This window comes from Geodermatophilus sp. SYSU D01176 (genome assembly GCF_054050015.1).
This window is the reverse complement of the sequence record NZ_JBJGYN010000004.1, coordinates 68,970-81,558: the sequence shown is the minus strand read 5'-3', so window position 1 is coordinate 81,558 and position 12,589 is coordinate 68,970. Positions and strand designations below refer to the sequence as shown.

9 protein-coding genes are annotated in these 12,589 nt (G+C 69.6%); 6 read left to right on the top strand and 3 right to left on the bottom strand.

Going from position 1 to position 12,589, the window contains the following annotated elements:
- Positions 1-213: 213 nt before the first annotated feature.
- From ACI78Z_RS04240 to glgC, 3 genes are all read right to left on the bottom strand, one after another.
- On the bottom strand, positions 214-2,556 hold the full coding sequence (locus ACI78Z_RS04240; RefSeq protein WP_457035271.1) for a penicillin acylase family protein: 2,343 nt from the start codon (positions 2,554-2,556) through the stop codon (positions 214-216).
- 44 nt (positions 2,557-2,600) lie between these two features.
- Positions 2,601-3,512: a polysaccharide deacetylase family protein gene (locus ACI78Z_RS04235; protein ID WP_457035270.1), complete on the bottom strand. Its 912-nt coding sequence runs from the start codon at positions 3,510-3,512 to the stop codon at positions 2,601-2,603.
- Between the two features lie 533 nt (positions 3,513-4,045).
- Entirely contained in the window at positions 4,046-5,284 is a 1,239-nt protein-coding gene (gene glgC, locus ACI78Z_RS04230) for a glucose-1-phosphate adenylyltransferase (protein ID WP_457035269.1), read from the bottom strand.
- Positions 5,285-5,624: 340 nt separating this feature from the next.
- Between glgC and ACI78Z_RS04225 the strand changes: the two genes are divergently transcribed.
- From ACI78Z_RS04225 to ACI78Z_RS04200, 6 genes are all read left to right on the top strand, one after another.
- Positions 5,625-6,569, top strand: coding sequence for an ROK family glucokinase (locus ACI78Z_RS04225; RefSeq protein WP_457035268.1), 945 nt, complete (start codon positions 5,625-5,627; stop codon positions 6,567-6,569).
- Positions 6,570-6,660: 91 nt separating this feature from the next.
- Positions 6,661-8,136 carry a sugar porter family MFS transporter gene (locus ACI78Z_RS04220; RefSeq protein ID WP_457035267.1) on the top strand — a complete coding sequence of 492 codons (1,476 nt, stop codon included), beginning with the start codon at positions 6,661-6,663 and terminating at the stop codon, positions 8,134-8,136.
- A 103-nt stretch (positions 8,137-8,239) separates the two neighbouring features.
- A complete protein-coding gene (locus tag ACI78Z_RS04215; RefSeq protein WP_457035266.1) occupies positions 8,240-8,869 on the top strand; it encodes a hypothetical protein in 630 nt (209 codons plus the stop codon).
- Positions 8,869-9,105 (top strand): hypothetical protein, encoded by a 237-nt coding sequence (locus ACI78Z_RS04210; protein WP_457035265.1) that lies wholly within the window; start codon positions 8,869-8,871, stop codon positions 9,103-9,105. Before ACI78Z_RS04215 ends, ACI78Z_RS04210 begins: the two co-directional genes overlap by 1 nt.
- Positions 9,102-11,063, top strand: coding sequence for an AAA family ATPase (locus ACI78Z_RS04205; RefSeq protein WP_457035264.1), 1,962 nt, complete (start codon positions 9,102-9,104; stop codon positions 11,061-11,063). The genes ACI78Z_RS04210 and ACI78Z_RS04205 overlap by 4 nt, the downstream gene beginning before the upstream one ends.
- A 31-nt stretch (positions 11,064-11,094) precedes the next feature.
- A complete protein-coding gene (locus ACI78Z_RS04200) occupies positions 11,095-12,243 on the top strand; it encodes an ADP-ribosylglycohydrolase family protein (protein ID WP_457035263.1) in 1,149 nt (382 codons plus the stop codon).
- Positions 12,244-12,589: the final 346 nt, after the last annotated feature.

Sequence of the window (12,589 nt, the reverse complement as noted above, 5' to 3'; positions counted from 1 at the left end):
TATCACGCGGGTGTCACGAGGGCCTCGAGAGTCCTTCCATGCGAACGCCCCGGGCTTCTCACCTGCAGGAACGCCGGGGCGGGAGAGTGTCCGAGGGGGGACTTGCTCCATCCGCACACGCCTCAGGACCTCGGCATGAACACGCGCACCAGCCGCTGCGCCCGGGGACGCATGGGTGCAGCGGTCATCGTCCGCGAGCCGAACCGCTGGGGCTCAGCTCTGCGGCTCTCCGGGCTCAACGAGCGGGCGCAAACGGATACGCCGCTCGGTCACTGCCTCGACACGCGCACGGCTGTAGCAGAGCGGGAACGCCTGCCCACGGCTCCAGGCATCGAATAGATCGGAGTAGTGCGGGCTGTCGGGGTCGCCCGACTGCCCTGGGCTGTTCATGACCAGAGAGCCGTCCCAGTCGCCGACGTCCACGACGATGCGGAAGGTCGCTCCGCCGGTCTGCACGAACGTGTCGGCGAGGTAGGCCGTGTTGCCGACGGTGTCACCGCTTCCGCCGCGCGGCGCGGGTCCGACCGCGAAGCGCGCCCGGGTGTCCTCGCTCATCAACGGGGCCAGCGCGTGCGCGAGGCGGGAGACGTGCAGCCGTCCCCACGCCCATGTCCCGCGGTCCGGGCCGAGCAGTTCCTCCACCTCGGCGACAGCCGGTGCCAGGGTCGACTGCAGGATTTCGTCGAGCACCGCCTCGCCGTCCTCACCCAACCAGTCGACGGGGTGCTCGAGGATCGCCAGGTCCGTCCGGGGGTCGGCCAGGAGGCTCTCCTCGGGTGTCACCTTCCTCACGACGGTGTCCACCTGATCGGGCGGTACCAGTCGCGCTACCGCCGCACGCATCAGTGCGGGCCGGAGATGGCGTCGATACCAGACCTCGAACAGTGCGCCCGGAGCTGACTCCGGGGAGAGGTCGCCGTCCCAGCTCGTGAGCAGCCGCAGCGCGCCGTTCGGGGGGTCGTCGTCGGCCGTCACAGAGGCCAGTCGCCGGAGGATCCGGCGGGCTGGAAGGCTGACGAAGTCCGATTGCAGCCGCACGCAGTCCTCCAGGGAGAACCGCCGGTCGCCCCTGAAGACCTCGGCGAGCCGCTCGGCTCTCGACGAGGGGTACCAGTCGAACGAGATCACCTTGTCGTGCGCTGGGTAGTCCTCGGGCAGGTTCATCTCGTTCGCGGTAGCCAGCCAACCGCGTTCCGGGTTGCTCGCGACCGGCAGCTCGTCCATGTCGCGGAAGCCGGCCCACTCGTAGCGCCCGTCGCCGGGCACCGGCAGAGTGCCCTTCCAGTTGGGCCGGACCGGGGTGAGCCCCGCCGGCTTCCAGCCGATGTCCCCCGCCGGGTCCGCGAAAAGCTGGTTCTCCGGCGGCGTACCCCAGCGGTTCATCGCGGCGAGGAACTCGTCCCAGTTCGTCGCCCGCATGTAGTCCATGCTCCCGAGGTAGGGAGCCGTCCCCGGCTCCAGCCAGGCCGCCCGGACGGCGAACGCGGTGTGGCGCTCGGCGTCCTCGTGGATGACCGGGCCGTGCCGGGTATACCGCAGCTCGACCTCGATGTCCTCGCTCCCCTTGACCCTGACCGTGTCACGGACCACCCGCATCGGCTCCCAGCGGTCCTGGTAGCGGTACTCCAACGGGTTCTCCGGATTCGTCCGGTAGACGTACAGGTCCTCCTGGTCGATCGAGAAGATCGTCAGGCCGAACGCGATTCGTCCGTTGTGACCGATGGAAATCCCCGGCAGAGCGGGCTCGCCGGCGCCGATCACGTCCAGGCCGGGCGCCGACAGGTGCGCCACGTAGCGCAACGAGGGGACCGACAGCGCCCGGTGGGGATCATTGGCCAACAGCGGTCGCCCGGTCGTCGTCCGGTGAGGGGCGAGCACCCAGTTGTTGCTGCCCTGCAGCGCCGGCTCCCTGATGCCGGTGAGGTCTGGTGGGTCGATCGCCAGGCGGTAGATCCGCTGGACGTCGTCCGGGATCAGCGACAGGTCCAGACCCTCGGGGACCACCAGATCGACGGGCGGCTCACGACGCCGGCGCAGGTCCTCGACGCGGGGGGCGTGGTCGCGCAGGATCAGGGCGCGCGCGATCTCGGAGTCGAGGTTGTAGTACAGCCCGTTGGACCGGATGCGCGCGAAGTCCTCCGGCGCCCACAGCGCCGGTTCGTAGCCCAGCTCCCGGAACTCCAGCGGTAGCAGTTCCCGGTCCTGCAGGACCAGGCGGACGTAGGCGTTGACGCCGTCGACGAACGCGGTCGCGACCCGCTTGGTGTCCGAGCCGTACGACAGCCACTCCGGATGCATGTCCCCGCGGTAGTGGAAGAGCCGGGAGGCGCGATCGCGCTCGATCATCGACGGGCCGAACACCTCTGCGAGGAGGCCGAGCCCTCGGCGGCGCCAGAAGTCCAGCTGCCACAACCGGTCGCGGGCGGCGTTGAACCCCTGCACGCGGAAGACGTCGTACAGCGTGGAGGCGTACATGTGCGGGACGCCCCAGCGGTCGATCAGGATCTCGGCCGGGCCTTCGAGACCGGGCAGTTCGTAGTCCGCGTCGGTGGTCACGCCACCCATCCCTTCGACGACGGGACGCCGCGTCCGTGGCGGCGTCAGGAAGCGCCGCGCAGTCCGGGCTCGGCGTACTCGGGATGCTCGGTCTTCCACTGGTCGAGCGGGTGCGTGGCCTTCCACCTGTCCACGAACTCGCTGATCGTCTCGAAGGCGACGCCGTCGTGGCCGGACATGTGCTGCAGGAGTCGTTCGAGCATGAGCATGCGGTGCCCCCGGCCGATCACCTGCGGGTGCATCGTCAGCGCGTACACCGCGCCGTCGCCGTCCCCGTCGGCGTGCCGGTAGGCGTAGTCGAAGTCGCCGCGCCAGATCTCCTCGATGTCGGAGGGGCTGGTGAGGCCGGAATTACTGCCCCACACGAACTCGAAGGGCGGGAAGTCGTCCAGGCCCCAGGTTACCGGTACCTCGACCAGCTCCACCGGCTGACCGAAGACGTACGGCTCCGTCGGGGACGCCTTGTCCCCCTGCCGCAGGTAGTACGGGTGGACGTCGTTACCCATGCAGCTCGAGTCGTACTCGAACCCGAACTCGAGCAGCAGATCGATGGTGTTCTCGCTGAAGTCCCAGGCGGGGGAGCGGTAGCCGCTCGGGCGGACGCCGACCACCTTGTCGAACGCCTCGAACCCACGCTCCAGGTTCCGCCGCTCCCCCTCCCGGTCGAACTTCTGCGGGTTCTCGTGGACCCAGCCGTGGTGACCCAGCTCGTGGCCGCTGTCGCGGATGCGGCGAACGAGGTCCGGATAGGCGTAGACGCTGTGCCCGGGGATGCAGAACGTCGCCCGCACGTCGTAACGCTTCAGCAGGTCGAGGATGCGGGGAATCGCCGCCGCGCCGAACTCGCCTCTGGACATCATGCTCGGGCTGGTGGACCCCATCGACCCGATCCACAACGAGATCGCGTCGAAGTCGAAGCCCAGGCAGACCGATACCCGTGCTGTTCCATTGGTCATGACGGCCTCCGCTCCTCCTGGCGACTGCACCCACCGACGGCTGGCGCACTCGTGCAGGGGTACCGGTGCACGAGCACGGCTCCTCTGGTCCGGGCATCCCACCACGCAAACGCGAAGGTCACCAGGGCTTTGCGGACGGAGAGCCCACTGGGTAGTCGCCTGCGCTACTGCGTCCGAACGCGGTCCGCAGCAGGTGCTCGCTGGAGCCACCAGGAACAGCGCGGTGTCTCCATGAACGATGGAACCCCACGGCTGCGAGCCGTGGGGTTCAACTCGGTGTCCGAGGGGCGACTCGCTACATACGCACACGCATCGGACGACCGGCCGCTGGATCATCGGGCGCGCTGTGAGCCCATCGGTGGCCAACCGATCTGCCGGGCCCTGCGCATCGCGGTCTCGTCCACTGTCATCGGCGCCGTCGTCTCGAGCGGGGTCAGCGCACCGCCGGCGCCGATCGCCAGGACCGCGACGGCCACGGGGACGTCGACCGACGGGTCAGTGACGCAACTCCGGCCGGTCGCCGGCGTCTGCACTCACTTCATGATCTCCCGTCCCTTGCCGACCACGGTGATGCCCGCGTCGGAGACCACGAGGCCACGGGCGCGGTCGTCGTCCTTGTCGACGCCGATCACGACGCCCTCGCCGATGCGGACGTTCTTGTCGACGATCGCGTCGCGGACCACGGCCCGGCGGCCGACGTGCGTGCCGTCCAGGACCACGGACCGCTCGACGGACGCCCAGCTGTGCACGACGACGCCGGGGGAGAGCACCGACTCACGGACGGAGCCGCCGGAGACGATGACGCCGTTCGACACGATGCTGCTGATCGCCCGGCCGACCCGGTCGCCATCGTCGTGCACGAACTTCGCCGGCGGTCGGGACGGGATGTGGGTGAGGATCGGCCAGCGCTCGTTGTAGAGGTCGAACGCCGGCATCGTCGCGCAGAGGTCCATGTGGGCGTCGAAGTAGGAGTCCAGCGTGCCGACGTCACGCCAGTAGCGCTCGGTGCCGGCCTTCTCCCCGGGGACGTCGTTGCCGTTGAAGTCGTACACCTGCGCCGCACCCTGCCCGACCAGCATCGGGACGATGTTGCCCCCCATGTCGTGCTTGCTGTCCTCGTCGGCGGCGTCCGTACGCAGGGCGTCGAGCAGCGCCTCGGTGCTGAAGACGTAGTTGCCCATGGACGCGAAGGTCTCGTCGGGGCGGCCGGGCAGCGGGGGCGGATCGGCGGGCTTCTCCAGGAAGGCCTCGATCCGCTGCCCGTCGTCCGCCGTCTGGATGACGCCGAAGGCGGTGGCCTCCTTACGGGGCACAGGGATGCCCGCAACCGTCACCCCGGCGCCCCCGTCGAGGTGCTGGCGCCACATCTGCCCCGGGTCCATGCGGTACACGTGGTCGGCACCGAAGACGACGACGAGGTCGGGGCGCTCGTCGTTGATGAGGTTCAGCGACTGGAGGATCGCGTCGGCCGAGCCGGTGTACCAGCGCGGGCCGAGGCGCTGCTGCGCCGGCACCGTGGTGACGTAGTTGCCGAGCAGGTTCGACAGTCGCCACGTCGTCGTGATGTGGCGGTCGAGGCTGTGGCTCTTGTACTGCGTGAGCACAGCGATCTTGAGGATGCCCGCATTGACGAGGTTGGACAGGGCGAAGTCGATCAGCCGGTAGAGGCCGCCGAACGGTACGGCGGGCTTGGCCCGGTCCTCGGTCAACGGCGCGAGCCGTGTGCCCGCACCACCGGCCAGCACGATCCCGAGGATCCTCGGCTCCGCCATCCCGCACCTCCTCAGCCACCCCGGAGGGCCTCGACGACCTGTTGTCCCCGTGGTGGACGCACGTATGGCTCCGAGCCTCGAACGAGGCCGTCCTGTGAACCGAGTCACATCATGCTCGCATGGGTCCCCTCATCGGAACCGGAGCCGGGGACGACCGTGGGAGCCACCGGAGCCGGCCGTCCTAGGCACTCCGGTCCGACCACCAGACGGGGGACCGGCAGCCCGAGGACACGACCGCGCCGCCCTTCTGCCGGACGGGCTTCCGGTGGCACCGGGTGCGGTGAGGGAGCAGAGTCCACAGTGCTCTGGACCACACCGCACCCACGACCGGGGGGCGACCATGGCACTCGCGATCGGCGTGGACATCGGCGGCACCAAGGTCGCCGCCGGTCTGGTCGACGAGCAGGGCGGCATCGTGGCCAGTGCCCGGCGCGACACGCCGTCGCACGACCCGGCCAGGATCGAGGAGATCATCGCCGACGTCGTCCGGGAGCTGCAGGCCACCCACGAGGTCGAGGCCGTCGGCATCGGGGCGGCCGGGTTCGTCGACGCCGCCCGGTCCACCGTGGTCTTCGCGCCCAACCTGGCCTGGCGCGACGAGCCGCTGCGCGTCAACGTCGAGAAGCGGTGCGGCCTGCCCGTCATCGTGGAGAACGACGCCAACGCGGCGGCCTGGGCCGAGGCCCGCTTCGGTGCCGGGCGGGGGCAGCAGTACCTCGTCGTCCTCACGGTCGGGACCGGCCTCGGCGGTGGCTTGGTGACCGGCGGGGAGCTGTACCGGGGGCGGCAGGGCATCGCCGCGGAGTTCGGGCACGTGACGGTGGAGCCGGGCGGACGGCGGTGCGGCTGCGGCGGCCGCGGCTGCTGGGAGCGCTACGCCAGCGGCCGGGCGCTCATCCTCGAGGCCCAGGAGCTCGCCACGGTCTCGCCGGCCATCGCCGGTCGGTTGCTGGAGCTGGCCGGTGGCCGGCCGGAGGCGATCACCGGGCTGCATGTCACGCGCGCGGCCCAGGACGGGGACGAGGCCGCGCTGGAGGCGTTCCGGGTGATCGGCACCTGGCTCGGTCAGGGCATGGCCGCCCTCACCGCGGTCCTGGACCCAGAGGTGTTCGTCCTCGGCGGCGGGGTCTCTGCCGCCGGGGAGCTGCTGCGCGAGCCCGCAGAGCGGTCGCTGCAGGAGCGGATCACGGCGCGCGCGTACCGGCAGGTGCCGGCCGTCCGGCTCGCCGAGTTCGGCCCCGAGGCCGGGATCGTCGGTGCCGCCGACCTCGCACGACGCCGGTGAGGCAGTACGGAGGAGAGGACGCGCGGGGATTGTCAGACGGCACGGCCAGGCGGCACACGGTGTAGCGCGGGGGACGGCGGAGGGGGATCCGGTGAGCGAGCACGGTTCGTTTGATCAGCACGCGTCCATCTACGACGAGACGGACACCGGCAGCGGTCGCAGCGCGGTGCGGATCGCGTCCGTGGCCGCGCTGGGCGGCTTCCTGTTCGGCTACGACAGCGCGGTCATCAATGGTGCCGTCGCCGCCGTCGAGGACCGGTTCAACGCGGCCCCCGGCCCACTGGGCTTCGCCGTGGCCTCGGCCCTGCTCGGCGCCGCGGCCGGTGCCCTGACCGCCGGCCGGTTTGCCGACCGCTTCGGCCGGCTGTTCACCATGAAGGTGGCCGCGGTGCTGTTCTTCATCAGCGCGCTGGTCACCGGGTTCGCGCCCAACCTGGTGGTCCTGGTCATCGGGCGGATCATCGGCGGCGTGGGCGTGGGTGTCGCATCGGTCATCGCCCCGGCCTACATCGCGGAGGTCGCCCCGGCGCGGATCCGAGGTCGTCTGGGCTCGCTGCAGCAGCTGGCCATCGTCACCGGCATCTTCCTGTCCCTGCTGGTCGACTTCCTCTTCGCGGCCGCGGCCGGTGGGTCGCGGGAGCCGTTCTGGTTCGGCCTCGAGGCGTGGCGGTGGATGTTCCTCGCAATGGCGGTCCCCGCCATCGTCTACGGCCTGCTGACCATGACCATCCCCGAGTCGCCGCGTTATCTCATCGCCACACACCGGATCCCCGAGGCGCGGCGGATCCTCAGCACCCTGCTCGGCGAGCGCGGTCTCGACATCAAGATCAACCGGATCCGGGAGACCATGCAGCGCGAGAAGCCGCCGTCGTGGGCCGACCTGCGCGCCCCGCGGACCGGGCTGCTGCCGATCGTCTGGGTGGGCCTGGGGCTGTCGGTCTTCCAGCAGTTCGTCGGGATCAACGTGATCTTCTACTACTCGAACATCCTGTGGGAGGCCGTCGGCTTCAGCGAGAACAACGCCTTCGTCATCACCGTCATCACCTCCGTGGTCAACATCGCGACCACGCTCATCGCGATCGCCACCGTCGACCGCTTCGGCCGCAAGCCGCTGCTGCTCATCGGCTCGGTCGGCATGGCGGTCACGCTCGGCACCCTGACGGTCATCTTCGGGACCGCACCGCTGAACGCCGAGGGCAACCCGGTGCTCTCGGGTGCGACCGGCCCGATCGCGCTGCTCGCGGCGAACCTGTTCGTCGTCGCGTTCGGCATGTCCTGGGGGCCGGTGGTCTGGGTACTGCTGGGCGAGAAGTTCCCGAACCGGATCCGCGCCGCGGCGCTGGCGTTCGCCGCGGGCGGCCAGTGGGTGGCCAACTGGCTGATCACGGTCAGCTTCCCGGTGCTGAGCGAGGCGTCCCTCGGCCTGGCTTACGGCTTCTACACCGTGTGCGCGGTGCTGTCCTTCGTCTTCGTTCTGCGCTGGGTGCGGGAGACCAAGGGCGTCGAGCTGGAGGAGATGCACGCCGACGCCGCGGCAGTCCGTGGCGGTGGTGGTCACTCCGGCTGACGACCGTTCCGACGCTCGTCTCCCCGCACGGCGGGCGAATCCCTGGCCCGGCGGCAGGTCAGGTTCCTAGACTTCCCTAGGTCGACAGGCGGAGGTCGATCACATGCGCAGATATCTCGTCGTCGCGAACCAGACCCTCGGTGGGCGGGAACTCCGGGAGGAGATCCGAAAGCGCGCGGTGGCGGGTGAGTCCTCGTTCTACGTGCTCGTGCCCAACACCCGGGCGGCGCACTACCACGTCGTGCCGGCCGCCGGTGGCCTCGTCCCCATGCCGAGCATGGCCACGAGCTACGGCGGGCCCGAGACCGACGAGGAGGCGACCGAGGAGGCCCGGGAGCGACTGTCGCGGATCCTGGCCGAACTGGCCGAGCTGGGTGTCGAGGCCGAGGGGCATCTGGGCAGTCCCCATCCGCTGGAGGGCATCGAGGAGGCCCTCAGCGACCACGACTTCGACGAGGTCATCGTGGCGACCCTGCCCAAGCGGGTCTCACGCTGGCTCGGTTCGGATGTCCCGCACCAGGTCGAGCGACGCTTCGGTCTGCCGGTCACCACGATCGTCAGTCGAACGAATACGTCGACCTCCTGCTCTCCCGGCTGGCGAGCGGTGACTGGCACGAAGGTCCCCGGGACATGCCTCAGGGGCTCAGCGACCTCGTCGCTGACCTCCAGTCACGCATGGATCAGCGCATGGTTGAGCAGGCCGAGCGTCGAGGGGCCGAAGCGGAGGCGCTGATGCAGTCCCGCAAGGTCCTCCTCGGCGAACAGCACAAGCGACGGCGAGAGGCGATCCGGCGGCGCGGTCAGACGGCGCGCGAGCGAGGCAAGGAACGCGGTGCGACGCTCTTCGACCGACAGCTACAGCGGGCGGATCTGAGCCATCAGCAGATGATGGCGGAGCTGGATCACATCGGCTCTCCGAACCTGTCGGTCACCCCCTTGGCCGTATGCCTGTTGGAAGTCACTCCATGACGACCCCTCAGCGCGTCGGCGCCCTCACCGACGAACAGGCACGCAACCGCCGCTACCTGCAATGGCTGGAAGAACGGTCCGGCAGGACAGTGCCCATCGCCGTACCCGCCAGCGCCCGGTGGACCGGCACCGGCCGCCCGCGACTCGATCGCCCCACGGTGCAGCCCATCGTCGGCCGGGTCGGTTTGAGCGGGGCCTTCGACGATCTAGGCACCGACTCCTTCTACGTCGGTCCCTGGCGCATGGATGACGGAGACGTCCAGGTCGTCAGCTGGGCTGCGCCCATCGCTGATGCCTATTACGGCGACGAGGTCTACGCGCCTCTCGCCGGCAAGGTGCAGGTCACCCGAAGCTTCCGGCACCGGGCCGACGAGATCATCGATTTCGACGACGAGCGCCACGACAACTCGGAGGGACCGACGGCGTTCGACCGCAAAGCACCCCTTCGGATCAGTCGCCCCCCGATTCCCGCACCGAGACCCTCCGCGGCCTCCGCTGAAGCTGCGACGCAGCCCGCCGCTCGTCCGGTTGGCACGCAGCCCCAGCAACCACAGCCCCGCCTACCTGTCGCCCCCGCCAAGGCGCAGCCCACCGACACTGCGAACCTCCGCCACTCCACGGCCCTCCGCAAGGCGCTCGCCGCACCTCGGCAACCCGCGCTGCAACAGGTCCTCGCCACGCTCCAGCCGCGCCAACACGCCCTGGTCAAGTGGGATCCGGCGCGACCGCTCATCGTGCAGGGCCATCCCGGCGCCGGCAAGACCATTGTGGCGATCCACCGCGCCGCCTACCTGGCACACAACGAACGGGATGGGGGCCCACTCGCCGGACGGATTCTCTTGCTTGGCCCGACCACCAACTACGTGGCACACGCTCAACAGGCGCTGGCTAGCCTGGTGACGACGGACGCGGTCGAGCTGCACAGTCTCCACAGCCTGCTCAGAACGCTCCTACCCGACCTGCGGCACGCCGCAGCGCCGGGCCGCGAGGACTATCGCGACTATGACGACGAGCTGGCCACCCTCGTCGACAAGACCGCGGCTCGACTACGAGCCCACGGCGAGCTGCATCCCGGCGTTGACCCCAGCCTTCTCGCCCAGCGCCTCTATACCGCCCTCAAGGACGGCAACGAGACAGCACCGGGGGAGTGGGCCGCGTACCTCCGCCAGCTGCCGGACTGGAAGGTCGCCCGGACCCAGGCACGGTTCACGCCGCTGCTCGCCTACTGCGCCCTAAGCGCGCGAACATCCCCCGGGCGGCTCTACGAGCACATGATCATCGACGAAGCGCAAGACGTGCGGCCGATGGAATGGCGCATTCTGGCCCGCCTCAACGACGGTCAGGGATGGACCCTGCTCGGGGACATGAACCAACGCCGATCCGACTGCTGCTACGCCACATGGGCGCAGATCGCCACAGCCATCGGCGCCGAAGACGACGAGGGCCACGCCCGAGTCGAGGATTACCGCAGCGTGTTTCGCTCAACGGCCGCCATCCAGCGCTTCGCCGGGCGGCTGCTTCCTGCCAGAGAGAGGACCGGAGTCCCCGTACAGGTCGACGGTGACTCACCCCTCATCCGGAAGACCACGCCGAGCAGCCTGGCTGACGACCTGGTCGCCACGACGTCGCAATTGCTGCAGACGCATGGCGACGGAACACTGGCGGCCATCGCCGTCGACCCCGCGGTGCTACGCAGGGCCTTCGTCACTCACGGCTGGGCAGCTAGGTCGGCTGGGAGCGACACCTATGTCAAGGACGGCAGGAGCATTCGGTGCCTGTCGCCGCACGACGCCCGCGGGCTGGAATTCGATGCCGTCATCGTGGTTGACCCGGCCGACTTTCCCCGGAACCTCGGTCGGCATGGGCTGCTCTACACCAGCCTGACGAGAGCAAACCGCAGTCTGGCCGTCCTGCACACCAAGCGTTTGCCGGATGAGCTGCAGCGAGCCGTCCGCTGATCGGCCTTGACATCGAAAGGCACGGAGCCCGATGGCGACCGATCACTGCGGCAGGGCGGAAGGCGGAATCACCATGACGGAGGGTGCTACGACAGGGCTACGGGCCCGACGCGTGCGAGGGATGATGCTGGGCCTCGCGGTCGGGGAGGCTCTGGGGGCACGGCACTCTGTCCCGGACGGAGCGGCCCCGCTGCTCAGCGGTGTTGGAACGCAACTCGCCCTGTTCACGGTGGATGGGCTGATCCGTGCGTCCGTGCGTCAACGGGAGAGGGGCATCTGTCATCCCCCGGGCGTCGTCTGGCACGCCCTCGCTCGGTGGGCCTATGGCCAGGGGATCCCTGCCCCGCACCTGTACGCGGAATGGGGCTCCGGCTCGGCAAGCCATTGGCCCGACGGCTGGCTGGCTGAGGTTCCGGCGCTTCGGGAGCGGCGCGGGTCAGCGCCAGCAACGGTCGCGGCGCTGCAGCGGGGGCAGCCTGGCACCCGGCGGAGGCAGGTGACCCAGAGCATGGGTTACCACGGCCTCATCCGAGCCCTCCCCGTAGGAGCGCTTGGAACTCCACCTCACGAGACGTTCGACTTGGGCCTCGATGTCGCTGCCTTGACGCACGGAGCACCGAGCGGCTTCATCACGGCGGCCGATGCGGCCCTGATCGCAGCCACGCTCCTCTCGGCCGACGATCTCTCTGCTGGGATCGCGCAGGCCATCCGCATGATCGAGGTCGTCGATCCTGACTCCCATCATCTGGACCGCTACGCCGAAGCGGCCGCCGACGGGGACCGCGCACCGGCTGACGGTGCCGTGCTGCGCCGCCATGGCGTCGACCGCACTGCCATCAGCACCCTCAGCGCCGCCCTCTACGTGATGACCTCCTTCAGACGGCCAGAACAGATCTTCGAGGCGCTGGACTTCGCGGGATCAACGGCCGGCGGGGGAGTAGCCGCGGTGAGCGGAGCGCTTCTCGGGGCGTTCCACGGCGTCGATGCACTCCCAGTAGCGGTGGTGAGTCGCCTGGACCTCGGCTGGGTGACCGACACGCTCGCACGGGACCTCATCGCCGAGCTCGCCGAGGCTCCCGGCGGCCACGAGACCCTTGACGAGATCAGGAAGGGGACGTACGAGACGACGTGGGCCCACGGCGCTGAGCCGAACTGGGCCAAGCGTTACCCCGGCTGGTGAGCAGGACGGTACGGAGAACGCTGAGAGCACTTCGAACCCGGGCCCATCACTGCTCTGCGCGTCTGGAGATCAATGGCGCCACCAGCGAGCTCCTGTAGCACCGGGATCGGGCCGAAGGCTCCCCTTCCGGACGATCCCGGACCGTTGGCCTTCCAGTTGCTGCCGCTCCCTGCCGATGAGGTGAACGTGAGTCCTCGCCAGCGAGTGCACGATGCAGTGCGCCGTGCACCCGCCGCAAGCGCAGCCGGTGCTTCGTCGACGAAGGCGTACACGGACTGCCTACCAGAGGCCCTCTCGGATCGCCGAACCGTGCGGCGCAGCGAACACGGCGACTATGCCTGACACC